Source organism: Mesobacillus subterraneus (genome assembly GCF_023715485.1).
Taxonomy (GTDB): domain Bacteria; phylum Bacillota; class Bacilli; order Bacillales; family Cytobacillaceae; genus Mesobacillus; species Mesobacillus subterraneus_B.
Map to the genome: position 1 here is coordinate 182,257 of NZ_JAMBOF010000008.1, position 19,699 is coordinate 201,955.

The following is a 19,699-nucleotide window of genomic DNA, read 5'->3' on the forward strand; positions in this document are numbered from 1 at the left end:
CATCCCTTCTAAGTTAGATTAAACCGCAGGAGCCTCAGTGTTAGCTTCGTCAGGAGCAAATGTCACTGTAGTCGTAGGAGCCGCGCCCATGATATTCATTGCCACGAATCCATTTCCTGAAATAGGACGGCCATCATAACGAGCAGTTGCTTTATAAACTGTGTTATCCTCAATGAATTGAACATGTTCAGATTGTGCAAAAGTAGATCCAGAACGTTCAGCAAGGATATAGTGAGCACCGTAACCACCAACAATATCTCCGTCTGCCATGAACGGAAGGACAACAATATCCCCGCCAATTACTGGCATTGTTCCGTTCACACTTGAAACGATAGCACCCGCAGCATTAAATTCCACCATTTGTGCCTGGATTTCTGTGTAAGTGTTTTCGTTCATTGCCCAGAACTTTTGACCGTTGCCATAGTTGCCCTTTGCCTTACCGCTGAAACGTACAAGGTTAGCAAACAATTCTTTAGCATCCGCACCTGTTACCTGTCCGACATTAGTTGCTGAAAGGTTTGACCAAGCGCGTTCATTTGTTCCCCAGTAAGCAGGCTGGGCAATTTCTGCTAGTCGAGTAACAATACCGACTGGCATTTTTACGCCTGTTCCGTACAGGATTGCCTTGTCAATCGCAAGACCAAGAGCTTGTCCTAGAGCATCGAAGATTTCATTAGCAAGGTTGAAGTCTGAATCTTCAAGAGTCGCATTACATACAGGGATGTAACCGCCCACTTTGTAGCCATCCATTTCAACTTGGTAGAAACGAAGTGCCAATTCATTCAGCTTTGCGCATGCCTCTGTCCACACTGCTTCTGGAATGTCACCGACAATGTTAGTACGAGAAGTGCCTTTTAGGCCACGAACATTTACTTTATTAATCAGTTTTGAATAACGGTGAAGATTGTCGCGAATCAAGCCAAGAACTGTGTCAGGAATGCCCAAGCCAGCACCTTCGACTGCACGTTGCTTCATTTGGTTTTCTTTTGGTACGCTTCTTTCACGGATGCTAGTTAAGAAATCCTTTACTTCTTGACGTTCAACAAACACAGTTGCTGCAGAACGCTCTTGTCCTTTGAAAAATCCTTTATTCACTTTCATTCGTGTTTCCCCCTCGACAATAATAGTTTTTGTTTGCGTTTCAGGTGCTGAAGATCGTTGACCATCGTCATTCTTTGGAGCCTGTTGGTTCAATTCTTCAAGCTCGCCTTCAAGCTCTTGAATTTCCGCATCAAGCTTTGATTTCTTTTCATCGTTTTCCGACTTTTCGCCTTCAAGCTTCTCGATTTCGCCTTCCACAGTTTGAACTTCTTCATCACTGTTGGCTTCCTCGATTGCCTTCTCCAATTCTGCTGATCTAGTGGTATAAGATTCTTCATTCTTCACTAGCTCAGCAAGCAAGCTTTTACGCTGCTCAATTTTCTTAGCCAGCATGAGTTGTTTTAATGCCATTGTTTAATCGCTCCCTTAACTTTGATTTTTTTGTTTCGAGCATTCGCTTCTTGTGCTGCTGTGCATCTTGTTGCCGCGCTTGTACAGAAGTTTGTGGATAAGCTGGGAATGTCACTGGGGACACTTCCTTTAAATCCATATCTAAAACATTGAACTTTACTGAGCCATCATCACGATGTTCAATCTGTTCATCAATCGGAATGAATCCAAAGGAACAAGCGTTAATATCCCCGCGTTCAATTCGTGCGTAGATGTCATTGGCTTGCTTATCATTCGGATTGACCTTCACACTTCCCCACAAGCCCATATCATCGGCTCGTAGTTCAAGGGTGCTGTTGCCTGTCCTACCTAAAACCACCGCTGAATCATGGTTAAATAAGCACCTGATGTCATTAGCTCGCAAGCTGTTTGCAACTGCGCTCGGTTTGATTTCCTCAAACATTCCTCGCATCAATTCAGTTTCCTGATTGAATCGAATAAAATAACCTTCGATATACTTGGCATCGTTTTCTGCCCGCGTTTTGAAGTCGGTTTTAAAATACATCTCGCGTGTTTCCACTAATTATCACCACCCTTCAATTTCTCCTGGTCGCCTAGTCGGTCAGCCGGGATATAGTTTTCTAAAGCTAATAAATCATTCATGCGATCATCAGGACTTAATCCCATCCAATCGCGCCATTCGTTTCTATCCATTGCCATCCTGTCAACCATCTGACCGCCAGCAGTTACCAATTCATTCAAATCATAGGCATATAGACTACGAGAGTTGAATTTGAAATACATAGAATCACTGATTAATAGCTTTCTGGTCATTTCCTGCTCTAAGCCTTTAGCAATTGGAAGGATGGTTGTATTAATGAAATTGTTGTATTCGTCTTTCTTGTACTCCCCGACTCCAAGAAAAAAAGCCGGCACTCCAAAGATGCCCGCCACCGTTCTTTTATCAAGTTGTACTGCATCATTAATCGCCAGGTCATTCAATGACAAAGGTTTAACCTGTTCGACTTCCAGCAATTCAGCCGGGATAATCCAAGGTTTGCCCGCTTCACTGGATGCAAGAAACTTGTCATATACCTTGTCTCTACCTTCTTCACTGGCGAGTTCCGCAGTTGTGGAATCGACTTTCACGATAAGTGATGGCATATACTTGCCACTCATGAAGCTTTTCTTTGTCGCTGTCGCTTGCTTCAGGTTGTGGGCAATATCTTTCAACACAATCCTGTACCCTTGCCCCATATAAGGCTTATCAGGATTCGGATTGACAACAAAGTGTAAAATTTCGTCGTGCCTATATGCTTTGTTGTTATACTCCACTAAATAGGCATCTGATAAGTCTGTGAATCGAACCTTTGACGGACTGAGAGGAATCAATTCATCAATCAAGCCATCCTTTAACCTCGGATAAACGACACTATTTCCCTCACCGGCAAGCAGCAACGTATTGACGATGTTATATATCCAATTCTTGCGAGTCATCAATGAATAGGGATTAATATCAATCTTTCGTGATAATCCATTCTTTACACGAATATCACCATTATCCGTATTCTCCATTAAGTGAATCGTCATGGATGAAACGAGATCCGCTATTTTGTGGACTGCAATTTTCACTTCTGGATTGTCGGATAGTTTCGTATAACCAGGAACACACAAAGTATCATACGCATCAGTCGATAAAAACCATCCAGTTGCATCCGTGGTTGTCGGTTCGGCTCGTTTATTTAGATTCTTCCACATATCTCTTAGACCCATTTACTCACCTCCCCCATTTAACCATCTGGATGCCGCTTGAGCTTTATCCATGTTTTCGAGCATACGAACTGCCCCGAACACACTCGCATCGAATAAGTCAATGCGTTGCTCAGGTAGTATTTTTTCGTATTGAATCATATCATCTGTTTTTTCCACAGCTAGTACATTCTGGATGCAATACTCATAAGCCTGTGAACCGAGATAATAAAACTTTCCTTCTTTCGCTTTCTGTTCGATTCGTCTGAATCCTTGTGACTTTTTATAAAAATACTGTGGTTGATCCACAATATTGAATCGATTCTTTTTCATGTTCAAGAAAAATTCTTGTCCAAACTTTCTATCAAAGCCGATTTGTTTAATCTTGAATCCTTTATTTCGCATCATGATAAACCACTTCACCAAATCGTCATGGTCCACTACTGGAGCATTCGGCATTGTGAGCCATCCGTCTTGCTTCCAGCCGAATAGAGGGATATTATCTTCATCCGCTTTTATATGAGCTTGCGTGATAGGGAAGAAACCATGTGTGATTGCTATGTCCACACCATTGTAAGAACCATATAACGCAGTGGCATTTAAATCATGGACTTTCGCTAAGTCAGCACCGCCAAACCATTCAATCGGTAATTTAGCGAGCTGTTCAATAGTCCATGAATATTTTTTATTGCTTACCTTAAATTCTTCCACATTGAAATAAGCTTTCATTGCTGAAGTGTAAACGTTGAGTGATTTAGCAAGGAACGACTTTCTCTGTTGTGGATCATTTTGCGCTTGTCTGGCATCATTGAGCAGTTCTTGAGCTGATACGGAAACATTATAATTAGGATTTGCTTTTTCGTGTTCTTGTGGGTTTGTATAATCCACATCGCCATTTTCATCCTGGTCTGCTTTCGCAATGAAAACAAAGTATTGTTCGTCTACCACAGTCCCATTTAAAATCTTTTGACAGTAAGTCATACGGTTGTAGCAGAATGAGTTCATGTTATCCCCAGCAGTAGTGATGCCGATACACAAACTGTTACGATATGCCTTTCCTGACTCTTTAATGGTGTTGTAGTGGCTGGCGCTTTTATAAAGATGAAGTTCGTCAAGTATCTGGATTAAAGTATTTAACGAGTCCATCCTGTCACTATTACCGGCAATGGTTTCAATTCTCATATATCCATCGCCTAAATCGCCGCTGATGCTATGTTCCTGGTTATTATCTAAGATTCGAAAATTATCTTCTTCGCCCATTTGCTTTAGGTTGAAGTTGAGGAAGTTGAAGCCTTGCAATGCTTGTTTTAATTTTTCTCCCACAATTACAATTTCCGCACCGGATTTTCTTTCTAATATTCCTAATCCCCAAGCTAAAGCCGTATTGAATGGTGTTTTACCATTTTTCCTCGCCAACATTATAAACGCTTCTTTAAATCGTCTGAGGATTGTTCCTTTGTGGAAGAATCCCAAAAGATTATAAATAACAAATTTCTGCCAAGGCTGTAGATAGAAAGGTGTACCCCTCAAAGGATTGCCATCCATATCCTCACCTTTTTGGTGAACGAATGTCCTTTCGATAATCCCGATAACAAACTCAGCATCTTTCGGGTTGAAGTCGTAAGCATCATTTTCTAAGTCTCTGAGAAACCTTTCGCACATTTGAATTGTTTCTACACAAGCAACTTTTCTGCCTTCCACGATGCTGTTTGCATACTCCATAACAACATCATGGTTTTTTTTAGTCGTTTTCCCCTTACTCAAGAGCGCTCAACACACTTGCTAGTTTTGACTTTTTAGGACTATCTGTCGTGACCGTTTCAACTGATTTCGGATTCAGACACAATCTGTCGGAGTATGCGATTATGTCTTTGCGAAGGTTTTCCAAAGTAGCAACGATGGCAGACTTCTTCGTTCCCCCAGCTGCAGTTTCGGTTTCGTATTGATAATTGCTTTCTATGAATTTTTGATTAGCATTTTCATATTGTGCCAGTAAATCTGAATAGATGGTGATGATCGCATCGTATTCCGGCTTATATGTGCCTAGTCCCTTCATATCGGACACAATTTTCTCTTTGATACTTACCGCTCGGTACTCGATTACATCAGCCTTTTTCTTTCGTGCCATTTGTATTCACCTCCTAATTCCAAAAAAGATTCTCAGGACCCGCTCTATTGGAACGAGTTCCCCCCTCCGGTCCCTGTGGTTTTAAACACGAATATTCGAAGGTGGCGGGGATATCATTGTTCGTGTTTTCTCCATCCACCTGATTCCTTCTGCTGTTAATTCATGTGTACCTTTAATGTGCATTCGTTCATGACAACTCCCACACAAACTGATCAGCGTATCACTGTTAAGCTTATGCTCTGGATAAAACTCCAAAGGGAAAGTATGATGCACTACCTTAGCTGCTGTCGACTTCCCATACCTCACACACTCTCTGCACAAATACTTATCTCGCCTCAGTACTGTTGCACGTTTCTTCTTCCACTTGTCCGTCTTGTAGAAGTTCATCTGCTCTCAGCCTTCGTTGGCAGTTTACCTTGTATGCAATTGTGGAAAGGACAGAAGATTACTCTGCCATCTTCCTTCACTGCATACACACAGCTATTGCATTTCTTCATTCTGCCCTCACCTCATTATAATTAATATGTGATACCTTGGTTTCTCCTTTGTCTATCCATTTGCTTCTTGAGCACCTTATCGAATTCTAATGAAAGGATCTCTTGATCATGCGATATACTCCCTGTGATTGTATGGACATGTTGACCGCTCAACTTTCTCCGCTGTTCTTCCAACTCTTTCAATGCTTCAGTCGCTTTCTTTGCTTCCCTTGTGATTGCCTTTAATCCTTTGAGTGCATCGGAGCAATCAATGTCTACCGTTAATTGCCCGATACTCCTTTTGTTCGACTCGCGCATATCTGCCATGTCACAACATCTCCTTTTAACAAGTAGTATATAAAACTATAAGTCATAGTTATCCCTACTACTTATGGGCTTTCCTATGGCAAAAAGAAACCTCTCATGCATATAAGCAAAAGAGGCTTTGGTTCTTCTGTATCTTTATCTTATCTTCTGCCCTGGAAATGGTTTTCCTTACTGTCCCAATATGGACATTCAGCATGTATGCAATATGGCTTTCCGGGAAGCAGTAACCTCTGGACATTAAGTATATTTCTCTTTCTCTCTCGGTCAATGTGGATAGTGCATCAGCGATCAATTCCCTGTCATATGCAGATAGTGTGCTCTCTTTCTTGTGGTCATCCCAGCTATACACATTATCATCCATGCTCCTGAAGTATCTTTGCATTAGTAACGGGTCAAATGGTCTCTCACGCTCATACGCTGCCCTTCTCTCTATCCCCCGCTTATTCCCCGGCCTTCTCCCTGTCTGCATCCACTCAAGGGCATATTGCAGGTCTGATGCCATGCCCCCGAGCAGTTTGTTATCTTCCACAGATGCAGATTGTTGGAGAAGGCGAATGCTCTTTAATGCTTGCTTGTATTCTTCGATTAACGCTTGCATCTAACCCCCTCCTGGTGGTTTAGGTAAATAAGTATGCGGAAAGTTTAACTGCCCCATAGATTATCCCTATTGTTATAAAAACAGATGGCACAAGTACCAATAATGCAAGAAACACAATCCATAGAACTGAAGCAATCAAAATGAATACCAGATAAACTGCTTCAAGCATCATTTTGAAGGATTCCTTAATAAACAACTTCATCTTCTTAGTCCCTCCTGTCTAATTTATAGATTGTTAGATTGGTAAGGCTAATGAGGTATGTCGTCGTATTGTTCATTACTCAACCCCGTTACAAGGATCTTGTTCGGCAAGTAAAATACCATCTTTGCTCCAGTATTGAATAACTTCTCGGACGGGATTTTCTACTCCATTACCTCGAATGGAAACAGTTTCGATAACTTCAACTATCCTTGCGCTTCTCGTTGTGACTGGTTCAACAGGCTTCTTATTTTCAGGAGGCATTTCACCAATTCCCTTCATCGAATAGTGTGTTAGAGTAGATTGTGTACACGCTCACCGAAATCCATTAAGCTGATTTCATCGTTATACAATTCTTCCTCTTCAAGCCTAATCTTGTTTAGTATTTCAGCCTGTTCAATAAGCCAACGTAAATCTTCCCAATTAACATGATCCATATCATAATTATCTTTGATGATTTTCAACCGCTCATTCATTTCGAAGCCCCCTTCTCTTTATCTCTACAATCTTTGCAATTTTTGGTGTATCTTTTATCAAAATAAAATTTCTTACACTTGCTACATTCCTTGAAAATCGCCATTTCTTACAACCTCCCCTGACGCTGTATTGGTCATCTTTCATCTGAACCTGTAGAAAGACACTCCTCGCACCAGTACTCTCCCATTGACTCTCCAACAGAATATTTATCCTTTTCCATATCAATTTGTGAATCGCAAAATACGCAATTTGTTTTCATGGTTTTCTCTCCTTTAATAAATAATTTTCTGCAATCGTGACAAACCTCAATAACAGCTTTCAAATGTTTAATTGTCATGTGCTTAAACGTGTTATGAAAGCCTAAGTAGCATCTTATTTTCTTCACTCAATCACTTCCTCTTGTGTCGCTATTTTTTGGTCTTTACTTCATTACCCAATCATTTTCCATCCCCGCTTCAACCTCACGCGGATCTCCTTCTTCCTCAAAGGCTCATACACCAACGTTGCAAGTCCTCTGTCCATCCTGACCAACATCACCCATTCACGCTGGATGGTTCTTCTCATGTTAGTAACCGCTATCCTGGCGAGTGTGGTTCAATTTGTTTTTCTCGAAGTAGGCTTGCTCGATTTGTTCCCAGGTGAAGCCGAGCATTTCGCCTAAAACTAAATATTCCTCAAATAAAATTGAATAGTGTATTTTGTTTCGGGTGTTTTTGACTAATGTTGTAGTTTGGTATATATCAATAAACATTTCAGTTATTTCGCTAGTTGGCATTGACACATTTCCAATTAGATGTAATTCTGAAAAATCTAATTCAATCCCCAACTCCAAAACAAAGTGTAGTCCGTCCACATATTCTTCAAGGAGTGGGTTTTTATATGTTTCTCCATCTTCACAATACTCGCACCATTCCCACCCTTCTTCATCGTCATCATAAAATTTGTTTCCTGTTCCGGCACAATGTAAGCAACTTCCACCGCTAACTAATATCCTCGGTTCCCTATCCTTACTCCAAAACTTCCATGAGCGTTGTTCATTTGCGAGTTCCCCCAGCTCCACCAATAGAGCCAGCACCAATTTATTAAATCTGTCCTCACCTTTATAAGCGAACAATCCAACTTTCCCTAATTCCCTTTGTGCATCAAACAACTTCGCTAAATTCATGCGCCCACTCTCCTCAATTGATACTTACTGATAACCCCGCCTATTTGTTGCACAGACACCCCTAGAAACTCCGCAATCTCTTTCGGCATGTATCCCTTACCGAACATGATTACAACGTCTGTGAGCATATCCTGTGACCATCTGGATTGTAATTCCCTGGCCGCTTCATATTTGTTATCAAGTTCGCAATCTTCTGATATCGCAATCTGTAAAAGTTGCTGTTTATTGGCTAATTCCCACCTCATGACGTTTTCCTCGCAAACTTCTTATTGATCGGTACAGTAATGGCTTTTTCCACTGGCCATTTTCGGCAGCTTACCCTGTTCCACAATGTACCTATCGAAATTCCGTTCTTTTCAGCTATGGCGAACTGCTCAGCGGTGATTTTCCTCTTCCTCGGCTTTACAGTCCCTATCGGCAATGAGCTGGCTTCCTCGTATGTCCAGCCTCTCCTCACTCGGTCAGAGAATGTCACACACGATATACCGTTTTTCTCAGCAATCTTTCTGTGTTTCACGTATTCCGGTGTTCCTTTTCTCAATGGAGTCGTAAGTGTCCTGCGTTTTGACCATCCATATTTGTAAAAACGCTGATTTGCGTTATCCCGGCTGATTCCGTTCTTTTCGGCTATTTCGTAATCTTCTGGAGATAGGTATTCCATTTAGGACTCCCTCCACACATCATTTGAATACTTTTCTGGAAGCTTATACATTCCATTAACTTGTAGTTCCAACAAAACTACTTGTAAAGCAAGAAATTCCTTTGCGTTAAGCTTGTTGTGGTTTCTAACTGCATCTTTATCTGATAACTCTTCCAAAATTTCGCAAGCTGATTGTAAGTCCATTTTCATCCTCCTAGAAAAATTTATTCGCATCGGCTGATATGTCGATTTCTTTAAATTCCGATAGCACAAGCTCATATTTCAATTCTTCATAATCAGCTTCATAAAGGCTCTTGCCCTGTTGAGTTTCAAATATATTCCGTTTGTTCAATCTCTCGATGATGAATTGCTTTTTCTGTTCAGCCATGGCAGCTGCGAATAAAAGGCCCATATTCATCACTTCTCACTTTCTACCTAATTTCTTTTTTAGACAGCCTTAAAGCTTCTTGTCTTATTAACATCTTAATGGCATCACTCATCGACATTCCGTATTCTCTGCGAATATTATCCAACTGAGTGACTTGGGCTTTGTTTAAATTCAAATGAACCTGCTTCTCTCTGCCTAAATGCAATTTTCCGCTCATGCCCGTTTCCTCGTCATGTTCATTTTTCTAAGGTGATAGTCCACATTGTTGATGCAGATCCCTGTGGCTTCGGCTATATCCTTCCGCTTGATGCCCTGGCTTCTCATTTCGGCAATCAGGTTTATGTCCACCATGGCTTTTCTGCCCGAGATATTCTTCCCTGAGAATGGCACCCAGCCGATTTGCTTCTTCCAGTTCTGCAGCAAGGCTTTTGAGATAAACAATTCATCAGCAATCATTTGGTCCGTCTTTCCCTGTGCGTTTTGCTCGAGCAGAAAGTCCACTGTGAAATGGTCAGGTATTTCAAATTTATTTGGCCCCATGATTTAACCTCGCTTCCAAGTAAGTAATCATCGCTTTCAAAGTTTCCACTTCTTTGGATAAATCGAGATTTTCCTCTAGCACCTTCTGCGTGAATATCCGGCTTTTGTCGGTTCGTAGCCTGTGGATTTCCTTGCGTAGTTTTTCGATTTCCTTGTTCTGATACTTTGCTAAGTCTACCGCTTCCTCCAATGCCATTCGTAGCCACTCATATTGCTCGTCTGACGCATCATCTATGGTCATGCCATACTTTGCTATTCCCTTTGCGTCTTGTTCGTCCACAAGCCTTGTGAACGTGTCTATGACGCTCTGGCTAATCTGTGGTCTGTGATGCTCGAAATTCATATTTTGTAACCGCTTAATTGGTATGGTTACACCTGGTTCAATCATCACTTCTTCCCCCACTCAAAATCCAATGATGCTATAATCTGTAGCCCCCAAACGCACCCTTTTATCCACCAGTCTTCGGTGATAATAACAACAGGCATTGCCAACAGTAGCGCAATCAATATTCTTAAACTTTTCATTTCCTTCTCCCCACTTTCCTCTTACCGTTCGAGTTATAATAACGATCCTTCGGGTCTAGCTTCCGTAATCGCTCATTCATCTTCCTGATCGTGTAGGCATAATTCTTAATCCGCTTCTCCAGTGAATTAATCCGCTTATTCTTGTGGAACAACTCCCACTGGAGCCGGTCAAGTTCTGCGTGTAATCGGTCTGTGTCGGATAGGTCGTTCATGTGAGCTCCCCCTATTCAGTCGTTTTATCGTAGGCTATTTCACACATAATCCCGCATTCTTCCATGACTTCATCATCTATCCGCCCTCTGCCTGGCTCTAATTCATCAAGGAATACTCCTTTAATACATGAGTTTCCGATTTCGCGTTCAAGCCTTGCTCTTTCTTCGAATACTTCCGGGAAGTCCTTTCTAATCTTGTTCCAGTAACCCATACCGCCTTTTACACAGCCTATACAGTTGTTATTTCTGTAGCCCATTTCATACATTGCCGGACGTTTAATGCCTAACCTGAGCAACATTCCATGAACTTCTTCTTTGGTTAAATTTTCATCAAGCAATGGGAAGATGTGTTCATACTCAGGCATCGTTTGCTGTAACCTATCTGCCCGGTGCTTCTCGGTTCCGTCATATCCCCAGACATACACCATTTCACCGTCTTGCTGTTTTTCCCACTCCTGGCGAACTTGTTTCTTTAACTCCAGAGTACATCTTGCCCCCTGTGGACCATTTACATATCTGGTTTTACGAATGACTTCTTCAACTGTCTTGAATTTATCATTTCTAAGAATTGTTATTTTCTTCCCTAACGCCTTTTCGCAATCGTGTAAAAATCGCATGGTATCCGGGTGTTGGTCATCAATATCTATATAAAATATCTCGTCTATGGTATCTCTTCTAAGGTAGGCAGCGATGAAACTACTAACTCCACCGCTGAACCAACACACTTCTTTTTTGTTCACATTCACTCCCCCTTAGTGCTTTAAAAATTCCCTTGCATGATAGTACAGATGATGAAAGATGAAATTCCCAGCTAACTTTTTATCAATGAACACCGTATTGAATCCGTACCTGGCTTCGAATGTCTTAAGCCTTCCCAACAACGCTTTCGGCTGATACTGACTTCGATATTTTCCGTTGATAAGATTTTCGTAATTGTCCTCGATCATTAGCACAAAGTTTAAATTGTGGCTTCTGATTAATTCATTCTCGAATCTGTCCTCTTTGGTGTTCTGAGCAAATTCGTCAATGTTGTTCTTCCGTTCCACAACCACATTGAAATGCAAATCTCTCATTATCCCAAACTCTTCATTTTTGGGGATGAAGGCTGAATAGTCTCCTGTTTTCATCCCCCTCAAAATGAATGGAACTTCTTTCTTTCGAAAATAGTCGAGAATGTGAGCGTTTGATTTTTCACGTGTGTCCACAATTAAAGTTAAGGTTTTCAATATGTCCTTGATTTCTTTTTCTGTGAATTTATAAGAGAGTGCGTTCATAATTCATCCTCGTCATCATCAATAATCTTCTTGCTGAGAAGGTATTCAAAAACAATGTCAGCAATTTCTTCAACATCTTCTTCTTTTGGTGCTAATCCACGTTTGATTAATTCCTTATAGAAAAAATCCGCAATTTCTTCAGTATCAACAAAAACCTCGATTTCCTTCACTGAGTACCAACTCCTTTTTGGAAGTAAGTCATTGCTTTGTTATATATCTCGATGGACATTTCATCTGTCTTTTCGTTTTCAAAGTTGCAAACTGGATCACTGAGTACCCATCCATTCCGAGAAAATTCAACTACTAAATCCATCACAAGTTTTAGTCCCTCCACATCATTCTGCAACCAGTCATTAATCTTGCTGTCGATTCGGCAGCCTTCCCTGTAGAAGTCCACAATCTTATCGATGGTTTGCTTAACGTTGTGTTCTTTGTCTGTGTATTCGCCTTTTAGATACGTGATGATGCGTGATTTATATACTTTGACCAGTTCTTCCAACTCTGGATATATGTTTTCTGGATTCTCAATGAAGAGATCGTTTCCGTCAATTGTGAGTGGAGAACCCATTTTTTTGAAATCCTCCACAATATTTTTAGGATGCAAGGAATATTTCACCATCCTTTTTAATAGATTTATATGGACAAGGACGAAAAAGGTGTAGAAGTGAACTTTTGTGTAGCATTTTTCTATAATTTTTCCCTCTTATTTTTCATATAGGGACTTTACTGTATTTACTACACTCTTCTACACTTCTACACTTTTTTTCTATTTTGATAAGAAGTAGGATAAGAAGAATAAGAGGAAAACGAGAAATTAATGCCCAAACCGTTAAAATAATAGCCCTTATTGTCGCGGTTTTTCTTGTATCCTCTTTCTTCCACTTTTCTGTTGAATTTGGGACGAGTCAGGAGGTATTCTCCATTCTCGATACACCATTCTTCATATTTTTGGTACAGATCCTTTACATAACACTTGGCAGCATCATTAAAAACGCAATACTCTTTCAGGAAGTTTCCTACTGCATCCATTTCGCCCCTGTAATCGTCTGTGGCTTCCTGGACTTCCTTCGGATTACCTAGACCTTCCTTCTGCCATTTAAGGCAGCCTTCCACCGCCCAGCGTAGTATTCCGGACATTTCTTGTTGAAGTAGTTTATCCCCTAAGTGTTTATCTACCTTTTCTTTTGGGATGGTTACAGTAAAGGGTACAAGTCGAATCCTTCGCCATATTCCTTCATCTGAGCCTTTAATAATCGGCTTGTGGTTTGTGGTGAAGAATATCTTGAACTCAGGCTTATACACGAATGGATTTCCGTATAAGAACCTCGCCTGGATAGGTTCACCGCCTGTCAGCTGCTTAATCAATGATTCTGCTAATCTTGCACCTTCTTCACTTTCTGAAGCGGCAACCAATCTTGAACCTTTCAAAGTGGCTAAATCGCTCCTGGCACCTTCGTTTTTCCTTACCGAGAAGGTTTCTGTGTTCGTTTGTTGACCATAATCCCCAAATAGATAACGAATAGTATCCAAGAAGGTACTCTTTCCGTTTCTTCCCTTTCCGTAGAGGAAAAATAAAACTTGTTCCGATGTGTCACCTGTAAGCGCATACCCAATGGCTTTTTGTAAGAAATTAATCAGCTCTTGTTTAACGTTGCCTTCTTCATCCTGCATGATGTCCTCTAAGAATTTCTTCCACAGTGGGCAATCAGCGTTCGGATCGTAGGCAATAGGAGAGATTTTATTCATATAAAACTCCCGGTTATGCTCTAAAAACTCGCCTGTTTCTAGGTTTACTACTCCGTTAGCACAGTTAAAAAGCATTTGGTCTTTATCCATATCGTCCGGTAAAATCGGCACTTCTGATTCAGATAAGGCAATCATCGCTTCAAGTCTGGACCTGGATTCAGAGCCTACTGCATGTTTTGATAATGCTGCCCTGGCTTCTGATTCCTCTTCCTGTGAAGCTTCCTTGTATATCATTCGGACCGTATGCTTTGCCATTTGTTTTATCTGATTGGTGTCATCTTCTCGCCAGCGTTTACCGTCCCAGATGTACCATTTCTTAAAAGCGTTGTTATATCGCAAGTCCTTGCCGAATCTGTATATCAACCTTTCAGCATTACCAAGGTCTGTCCTCATGAAGTTAGGTGCTTTCTCTATTGGTTCTTCATAATTCAGAATGTTGATTTTGTAGGTCTTAGGTTCAAAGTCTGCGATGGTGTTATGCGTTGATTGCATAGCCGCTTCTAACGTCATTTCTCCGTAAGTCCGGCCATCCGAGGAATGTTGCTTGTCCCATTTCTCTCTATACAATCCTGATTCCCTGAACATATCGTCCATTTTGTAAATGTCTTTGTTTGTCCAGAAGGCTAAGTGATTGCATAAAGCGAGGTCTGTTGAAGAGTGATCTCCGTCAATCAGTTCACCGTTGTATAGGGACTGAATGTGGCTTCCGTTCTTGCTCTTGAACATCTTCACCCATATTTCAGAATTGGAAAGATTCACGATGTCATTTTGTTTCTTTACTGGTTTCTTCACAGTCGATGGTTTTTTATCATCGTCCGGGAAGTATTTTTTAAACAGCAAGCTTAATTCTGATGTTCTTTCCACAATTTCATAAACGTTTTGTGATTTACCTGTGAATGTGAAGTATCTGCCATAGCGATATATTTCAAGACCTAGCTTTGAATTTTTCTTTCCGGTACCTTTTTCAATCGGCAGCTCACCTTTGACAATGATGTGGACTCCTGTACCGCTTGGTGATAATTCTGTGTAGCTGTCCATCATTTCAATGACTTCATCTGCTAATTCGGAAAATTTTCCATCCTTGTAACATTTATCTATGTCTATGCCAATGTATGGATCTTCCTTGGAAAACATGAAGCCTATGCCCTCGTAACCACCCTTGTTGTATGTATGGACAGCTGAGTGAAAGCTGGACCATGTTCTTTTGTTGTTGGATTGGGCCATGACTCCATTAGTTTGATAAGGGACTTTTGTAGGCTTGTCCTCCCCTTCTCGCAGTTCGGACTTCCACACGATCCATTGATTGGCTTTCTTTAATTCGTCTGGAATATCTGTAAAATCATATTTCAAGATTGTAGTCCCTCCCTTCTAAAGAAAAACGAGGGAGGGAACACCTCCCCCTTTTTAGTGATTGCCTATTGTCGGTTTAGAAAGGGACATCATCATCTGAAACTTTAACTTCTTGTGGAGGATTGACCTCTGAAACTTTGAAACTCTTAATCTCAGGATATTTCTTTCCATTGTGCTCACGCTCACCGACCACAACACGAACAGGAGAGTTGAGGAAAGTGTCTGCCCATTCCTTGAAATTCTTAAATTCCTTACCGTCCGGGAATTGTGCTGCCTTTGATGCTGCCTGGAATCTCCACATTGAATTATCTGAAACTGTGAAGTTATCAAAAAGGATTTTCTGCCCTTGGCATGGTTGCTCAACATCGGAACGGATTTCATAATCGAATACAACACGATTGTTACCGGACTGTGCTTTTTTCATTTCGTAGTTCATTGGGATAACTTCGTATTCTCCTGGCTTGACGATTTCAAATGTAGAACCTGCTTCTGAATGATTTACTTTAAACATATTAATTTTCCCCTCTCAATTGGTTAGTTTGTGTAGTTGCTAATAATTCGCTTTGCAAGCAGCCTTTACGGTCATCGAGTTGATTCTTGGCATAAGTGCTATTTGTAGCACTCAGGACAAATCCTCTTTCTCCGTCTGAATTGACTAAGATCCTTCCGACTACATCACACAGGCCCAGTACGTTATTCATGATTTTCTTATTAATTTGTGGGTAGCTTCGGTTATATTGTTGACCGCTGCTATCTGTGTAAAGGTCATCCGTTTCCCATGCTGTCCAGATAAGATTCGCACCAAGATTCTTCATATACCTCAGACTGTTTACAATACGGAACTGCATATATTGATAATCCCCTTGCGAGGGAACACCCTTGTTTTTGCCTTTGCTCCCTAAATCAGAGAGTAGGCATCGTTCTAATTCACTGATGTTGTCGACCACGATATTGTCATATACACCCTTGTAATTTTTGCTCAGGTCCAGGATCAACTTCTCCCATACTTCCCAAGTGTTTGAATTGTCCACATAGGCAATGTCGATGTTTTCGTTCCCTCTTAACACTCGGGTTGTTCTGTCCACATCGAGAACCAATGTTTTTCCCGGAAAGTATTTAATGGTGGAAGTCTTGCCCATGCCTGGCGGTCCATATATTAAGTAAGTGGCTATGTCCGTTGTTATGTCTGATGCACTGACAATTTGCATTTACTGGTTCAACTCCTTCGCTTCCAATTCTTCAAGCAACTGCTCAATCTGCTGGATCGCCTGTCGTTCACGTTCGTTCGCCTGTTCGAGTGTTTCAATAGATTCCTTGTTTAGTTGAATCTTATTTTCGTTGTCCTCCAGTTGGCGATTGCGGTACTTCAATTCACGCTGCAGAGTGTGGATGACGTAGTTCATGTTGTCACCGGCTTCTTCACCAAATATGTGAAATCTCCGCGAATCCCATTTGTCGCTGTGCTTCCTACTGAGAATGTTTCTGCTGGGTCACCGTAATTCGATTCCTCGATTGGCTCACCGATAATGCTGGCAAACCTTTTAGCACGTTCCTCGGCTTCTTCCCGAGATACCGGCCTGTAATTCTCCCCTTCAAACTGTGTCATGTGGATGTGTAGGTATGCGCCTGAATCAATCGCATCGGACAAAAACTGCATGAGCCTTTCTTTATTCATGTGGATGACCTCCCTCAAATTTAGTTTTTAGATATTGATACAATCCTTCAATTAACTGAACATCAACATACGCATAAACACCGGCATCCCAACTGTCGTGAATAAGATAAGCCTGTTCAAAGTCCTTGAAGTTCTCGTCATCCACAATACTGATGAACTCGTTATCCTTGATTACCGCCATTTCCATTTCTGAATAGAGGTCAGTTTCCATCGTTATCCTTGGTGAACAGTAGTGATAATAGCTCGCTTGGATTGATAAGACATATGGGCCTACTTGAATACCTTTGTGCATTCTGTGCATGTTATCAGGCTCGAAAATTGCTCGTAACGCTGTTTTATCGCCTAGTTCACGTTCTTCTAACTGTGTTAGAAATTCCACTTTCCTCACTCCTATTTACTCCCCTCACCGAATCAGGTAAGATGGAGTTGGGTATTTTGTTTAGTCACTGTTTGCGGCAGTGGCTATTTTTGTTCGTATTTATTGCCGATGACTTCCACAACTTGGTTTTCATCAAAGTCTAATGGGCAACCTTTTCCGTTACCTTCATCAATAAACCAACATCCGTATAAGAATTTAATTTCTCCTTTTAATTCAAATCCTTGTTCAATGTCTGAATCTAAATATCCGTTACCACTTACTACGAACGGAACATCAGGTCTTTTAAAATGAACAATATCCCCCTCATAAATTTCCACATCGTTCTTGTCGTGTAGCCCGGTAAATTGCATCCAGATAGCTTCTTTTGCACCTACATAGCTATCAGCCAATCCAGTGAATCCTAGATAATTTTCCTTTGACAACGTGTACATTTCGTTTAATTCTTGGTTCCATATCCGAAACTTTATAACTCTTGCCATTCTCCCCAACCTCCTAACCTATTGTTTTAAACTCAAAGCCATATTCCTCCGCAAGATACCGTTCCAGATTGTGCTTCAGTACGGTGGTTTCTCCGTCCTCCACAATGTCCTCGCCGATGACGATAATTTCGCCAAAGTAATCCTTTCCGTATGTGTCCGGCTCGTCAGGTGTGTTAGTGGGATAGCCAGTGCGTAGTGTGCGAGATATTGCCGGGTGTTCGATTGTACTCACCTCCTTAGATGGAGTTTTTCTTCGGATTGCGTACTAAACGTATTTAACTTTGCATCCTAAAATTTCAGCGACATAACTTGCTTCACTTTTACTTTGAAATACAATTGCATCTTTTCTCATACAGCTTGTATCTACTGTTTTGTTTGCTAAATCATAAGACTCCACATAATCGCCACAATCAAAAACCAAAATATATCCAGCTTTATTTTCTTCCAATTCAATCCCTCAATTCATTTTTATTTGTTTCACTATTTTGGTCTAATTCGCCACAAACACATTCGCCACAATCACCACGATCATCAATCCCCAGCCGATTACCGCCCAACCCCATTCAATGGAGTGGTTCGCGTTTTCATCCTTTACCGCTCTCATTGTGCTTTCGCCTCCTTAGCAGGTGTTCCATCAGCTATTAAGTCGCACCATCTACAAAATGCACTTATAATCGGTTGGACGTTTTTATCATCCAGTTCTCCACCGAATCCGATAAATCCATTTTCATTAAATGAAATGGCTTCTCTTGAATCAAAATAACTTCCTTTTACCTTTAGGTACGCGTATCTCAATCCGGTTTTCTGATAGACTTTAATGTGTTTTTTCAAAGGTTTTCGGACCCTTAAATTCATTAATTGAGCATGTTCGCCGCCAAACATAAAGTATTCCGCTAGTTCAGCTTTCATCAAATGAAATAGACTTGAAATATCTTCTTCTGTAATGTCTACATACGATAAACCCGAATTTTTAAAATGTTCTCTTGCTTCATCCCTGTTCACTGTGCTTTGGCCTCCTTTTTCTGGTCCGCCAAAATCCTTGGCACCGATGTTTTCATGAAGTAAAGATGAATCATTTTTTTGGTTGATTCGTTTGGTTGTTTCAATTTCCCCTCTCCCTTTTTTGTTCAGATTGAACAAATTTACTTTAAAAAAATTTTGTCCAGAGGAACATTTAATATCTGTGCTGCTTTTGTCGCTAAAGGAACACTCAAGTTGCGATCAAGGTGATTTTCAACACGATTCAAGTGAGTGACTGTAATCCCAAGCATTTCAGCAAATTCCTTTTGAGAGTACCCAGCTTCAAGCCGATATTTTTTTAACTCATTTCTCCACTTTACCATTTCTTCACTCCCTTCCAATTAGTCAATCTGACTAACTTATATTTAGATTGTACTGTTCATTTTGAACAAAGTCAACTCTTTTATTGGTCAATATGGAAAATATTTTTTATGTATATTTCCGATAAAATATAGGAGAATAAATAAGTGAGTTTTTGGGGGTGAATAAGGATGGATATAGGTCAAAAGATAAGATATTTAAGAACAAAGAACGGTCACACCCTAGAAGAATTAGGCAATAAACTAAATTTTAATTTTTCCAATTTGTCCAAGATAGAGAGAGGCACAAGAAAACCAACACTAGAATTACTAGAAGATATAGCAAAAATATATGATGTTCCGGTTTCATTCTTTTTCGGGGAAACAAAGGAACTGCCGAATGAACTAAAAAAACATGGAGAGGGTTGGATCAACTTTATAGAAGAAATGGAACAAAAGGAACTCACACCTGAACAAATAAAAGCCACATTGGAATTGCTTGAGAAGTTAGGAAAAATCTAACATGACAATTAAATTATTTTATCGACAAATTAATACAAGTTTTTCATACCAAATATAGGGAAACCCTTCCAAATCAGGTATTATGACTTATTATATTAGT

General features: G+C 40.6%; 36 protein-coding genes. 1 reads left to right on the forward strand and 35 read right to left on the reverse strand.

Features of this window, described 5'->3' with window-relative positions:
- Positions 1-18: 18 nt before the first annotated feature.
- The 35 genes from M3204_RS13815 to M3204_RS13990 form a co-directional block, all read right to left on the reverse strand.
- Positions 19-1,452, reverse strand: coding sequence for a phage major capsid protein (locus tag M3204_RS13815; RefSeq protein ID WP_251482768.1), 1,434 nt, complete (start codon positions 1,450-1,452; stop codon positions 19-21).
- On the reverse strand, positions 1,424-2,011 hold the full coding sequence (locus tag M3204_RS13820) for an HK97 family phage prohead protease (RefSeq protein WP_251482770.1): 588 nt from the start codon (positions 2,009-2,011) through the stop codon (positions 1,424-1,426). Before M3204_RS13820 ends, M3204_RS13815 begins: the two co-directional genes overlap by 29 nt.
- Entirely contained in the window at positions 2,011-3,204 is a 1,194-nt protein-coding gene (locus tag M3204_RS13825; RefSeq protein WP_251482771.1) for a phage portal protein, read from the reverse strand. Before M3204_RS13825 ends, M3204_RS13820 begins: the two co-directional genes overlap by 1 nt.
- On the reverse strand, positions 3,205-4,902 hold the full coding sequence (locus tag M3204_RS13830; protein ID WP_251482895.1) for a terminase large subunit: 1,698 nt from the start codon (positions 4,900-4,902) through the stop codon (positions 3,205-3,207). It abuts the gene before it with no gap.
- Positions 4,903-4,936: 34 nt separating this feature from the next.
- On the reverse strand, positions 4,937-5,308 hold the full coding sequence (locus M3204_RS13835) for a P27 family phage terminase small subunit (protein ID WP_251482772.1): 372 nt from the start codon (positions 5,306-5,308) through the stop codon (positions 4,937-4,939).
- Positions 5,309-5,826: 518 nt separating this feature from the next.
- Positions 5,827-6,111: a hypothetical protein gene (locus M3204_RS13845; RefSeq protein WP_251482774.1), complete on the reverse strand. Its 285-nt coding sequence runs from the start codon at positions 6,109-6,111 to the stop codon at positions 5,827-5,829.
- Between the two features lie 94 nt (positions 6,112-6,205).
- A complete protein-coding gene (locus tag M3204_RS13850; RefSeq protein WP_251482775.1) occupies positions 6,206-6,709 on the reverse strand; it encodes a sigma factor-like helix-turn-helix DNA-binding protein in 504 nt (167 codons plus the stop codon).
- 19 nt (positions 6,710-6,728) lie between these two features.
- Positions 6,729-6,911, reverse strand: a complete 183-nt coding sequence (locus M3204_RS13855) for a hypothetical protein (protein WP_251482776.1) — start codon at positions 6,909-6,911, stop codon at positions 6,729-6,731.
- Positions 6,912-6,986: 75 nt separating this feature from the next.
- Positions 6,987-7,172, reverse strand: coding sequence for a hypothetical protein (locus M3204_RS13860; RefSeq protein WP_251482777.1), 186 nt, complete (start codon positions 7,170-7,172; stop codon positions 6,987-6,989).
- Between the two features lie 29 nt (positions 7,173-7,201).
- Positions 7,202-7,384, reverse strand: a complete 183-nt coding sequence (locus M3204_RS13865) for a hypothetical protein (protein WP_251482779.1) — start codon at positions 7,382-7,384, stop codon at positions 7,202-7,204.
- Positions 7,385-7,518: 134 nt separating this feature from the next.
- Positions 7,519-7,770: a hypothetical protein gene (locus M3204_RS13870; protein ID WP_251482781.1), complete on the reverse strand. Its 252-nt coding sequence runs from the start codon at positions 7,768-7,770 to the stop codon at positions 7,519-7,521.
- A 180-nt stretch (positions 7,771-7,950) separates the two neighbouring features.
- Positions 7,951-8,550, reverse strand: a complete 600-nt coding sequence (locus M3204_RS13875) for a dUTP diphosphatase (RefSeq protein ID WP_251482783.1) — start codon at positions 8,548-8,550, stop codon at positions 7,951-7,953.
- Positions 8,547-8,795 (reverse strand): hypothetical protein, encoded by a 249-nt coding sequence (locus tag M3204_RS13880; RefSeq protein ID WP_251482785.1) that lies wholly within the window; start codon positions 8,793-8,795, stop codon positions 8,547-8,549. The genes M3204_RS13875 and M3204_RS13880 overlap by 4 nt, the downstream gene beginning before the upstream one ends.
- Positions 8,792-9,211, reverse strand: coding sequence for a hypothetical protein (locus M3204_RS13885; protein ID WP_251482786.1), 420 nt, complete (start codon positions 9,209-9,211; stop codon positions 8,792-8,794). The genes M3204_RS13880 and M3204_RS13885 overlap by 4 nt, the downstream gene beginning before the upstream one ends.
- Positions 9,212-9,394: a hypothetical protein gene (locus tag M3204_RS13890; protein ID WP_251482788.1), complete on the reverse strand. Its 183-nt coding sequence runs from the start codon at positions 9,392-9,394 to the stop codon at positions 9,212-9,214. It abuts the gene before it with no gap.
- Positions 9,395-9,404: 10 nt separating this feature from the next.
- Positions 9,405-9,602 carry a hypothetical protein gene (locus M3204_RS13895; protein ID WP_251482790.1) on the reverse strand — a complete coding sequence of 66 codons (198 nt, stop codon included), beginning with the start codon at positions 9,600-9,602 and terminating at the stop codon, positions 9,405-9,407.
- 19 nt (positions 9,603-9,621) lie between these two features.
- Positions 9,622-9,795: a hypothetical protein gene (locus M3204_RS13900; protein ID WP_251482791.1), complete on the reverse strand. Its 174-nt coding sequence runs from the start codon at positions 9,793-9,795 to the stop codon at positions 9,622-9,624.
- Positions 9,792-10,118: a hypothetical protein gene (locus tag M3204_RS13905; RefSeq protein ID WP_251482792.1), complete on the reverse strand. Its 327-nt coding sequence runs from the start codon at positions 10,116-10,118 to the stop codon at positions 9,792-9,794. Before M3204_RS13905 ends, M3204_RS13900 begins: the two co-directional genes overlap by 4 nt.
- Positions 10,105-10,461: a hypothetical protein gene (locus tag M3204_RS13910; protein WP_251482793.1), complete on the reverse strand. Its 357-nt coding sequence runs from the start codon at positions 10,459-10,461 to the stop codon at positions 10,105-10,107. Before M3204_RS13910 ends, M3204_RS13905 begins: the two co-directional genes overlap by 14 nt.
- 178 nt (positions 10,462-10,639) lie before the next feature.
- Complete coding sequence (locus tag M3204_RS13915) at positions 10,640-10,855, reverse strand: hypothetical protein (RefSeq protein ID WP_251482794.1); 216 nt, start codon at positions 10,853-10,855, stop codon at positions 10,640-10,642.
- Between the two features lie 11 nt (positions 10,856-10,866).
- Entirely contained in the window at positions 10,867-11,595 is a 729-nt protein-coding gene (locus M3204_RS13920) for a phosphoadenosine phosphosulfate reductase family protein (protein ID WP_251482795.1), read from the reverse strand.
- 12 nt (positions 11,596-11,607) lie between these two features.
- Positions 11,608-12,129, reverse strand: coding sequence for an ERCC4 domain-containing protein (locus tag M3204_RS13925; RefSeq protein WP_251482796.1), 522 nt, complete (start codon positions 12,127-12,129; stop codon positions 11,608-11,610).
- The gene (locus M3204_RS13930; protein ID WP_251482798.1) at positions 12,126-12,299 is read right to left on the reverse strand and encodes a YozD family protein; all 174 of its coding nucleotides are present in this window, start codon (positions 12,297-12,299) and stop codon (positions 12,126-12,128) included. Before M3204_RS13930 ends, M3204_RS13925 begins: the two co-directional genes overlap by 4 nt.
- The gene (locus M3204_RS13935) at positions 12,296-12,733 is read right to left on the reverse strand and encodes a hypothetical protein (protein WP_251482800.1); all 438 of its coding nucleotides are present in this window, start codon (positions 12,731-12,733) and stop codon (positions 12,296-12,298) included. Before M3204_RS13935 ends, M3204_RS13930 begins: the two co-directional genes overlap by 4 nt.
- A 149-nt stretch (positions 12,734-12,882) precedes the next feature.
- Complete coding sequence (locus tag M3204_RS13940) at positions 12,883-15,225, reverse strand: phage/plasmid primase, P4 family (protein WP_251482802.1); 2,343 nt, start codon at positions 15,223-15,225, stop codon at positions 12,883-12,885.
- A 76-nt stretch (positions 15,226-15,301) separates the two neighbouring features.
- Entirely contained in the window at positions 15,302-15,736 is a 435-nt protein-coding gene (locus M3204_RS13945) for a DUF669 domain-containing protein (protein ID WP_251482804.1), read from the reverse strand.
- Between the two features lies 1 nt (position 15,737).
- Complete coding sequence (locus tag M3204_RS13950) at positions 15,738-16,433, reverse strand: AAA family ATPase (protein WP_251482806.1); 696 nt, start codon at positions 16,431-16,433, stop codon at positions 15,738-15,740.
- The gene (locus M3204_RS13955) at positions 16,434-16,628 is read right to left on the reverse strand and encodes a hypothetical protein (RefSeq protein WP_251482808.1); all 195 of its coding nucleotides are present in this window, start codon (positions 16,626-16,628) and stop codon (positions 16,434-16,436) included.
- Positions 16,625-16,900, reverse strand: coding sequence for a hypothetical protein (locus tag M3204_RS13960; RefSeq protein WP_251482810.1), 276 nt, complete (start codon positions 16,898-16,900; stop codon positions 16,625-16,627). The genes M3204_RS13955 and M3204_RS13960 overlap by 4 nt, the downstream gene beginning before the upstream one ends.
- A complete protein-coding gene (locus M3204_RS13965; RefSeq protein WP_251482812.1) occupies positions 16,893-17,279 on the reverse strand; it encodes a hypothetical protein in 387 nt (128 codons plus the stop codon). Before M3204_RS13965 ends, M3204_RS13960 begins: the two co-directional genes overlap by 8 nt.
- Positions 17,280-17,362: 83 nt before the next feature.
- A complete protein-coding gene (locus M3204_RS13970; RefSeq protein WP_251482814.1) occupies positions 17,363-17,758 on the reverse strand; it encodes a YopX family protein in 396 nt (131 codons plus the stop codon).
- Between the two features lie 13 nt (positions 17,759-17,771).
- Positions 17,772-17,990, reverse strand: coding sequence for a YqaI family protein (locus M3204_RS23885; protein ID WP_251482816.1), 219 nt, complete (start codon positions 17,988-17,990; stop codon positions 17,772-17,774).
- A 33-nt stretch (positions 17,991-18,023) separates the two neighbouring features.
- Positions 18,024-18,206 (reverse strand): hypothetical protein, encoded by a 183-nt coding sequence (locus M3204_RS13980; RefSeq protein WP_251482818.1) that lies wholly within the window; start codon positions 18,204-18,206, stop codon positions 18,024-18,026.
- 152 nt (positions 18,207-18,358) lie between these two features.
- Entirely contained in the window at positions 18,359-18,760 is a 402-nt protein-coding gene (locus M3204_RS13985; RefSeq protein WP_251482820.1) for a hypothetical protein, read from the reverse strand.
- A gap of 140 nt (positions 18,761-18,900) precedes the next feature.
- A complete protein-coding gene (locus M3204_RS13990) occupies positions 18,901-19,101 on the reverse strand; it encodes a helix-turn-helix transcriptional regulator (protein WP_251482822.1) in 201 nt (66 codons plus the stop codon).
- 168 nt (positions 19,102-19,269) lie between these two features.
- On the opposite strand from M3204_RS13990, the gene M3204_RS13995 reads away from it, so the two are divergent.
- A complete protein-coding gene (locus M3204_RS13995) occupies positions 19,270-19,599 on the forward strand; it encodes a helix-turn-helix domain-containing protein (protein ID WP_251482824.1) in 330 nt (109 codons plus the stop codon).
- The last annotated feature ends 100 nt before the right edge of the window (positions 19,600-19,699 follow it).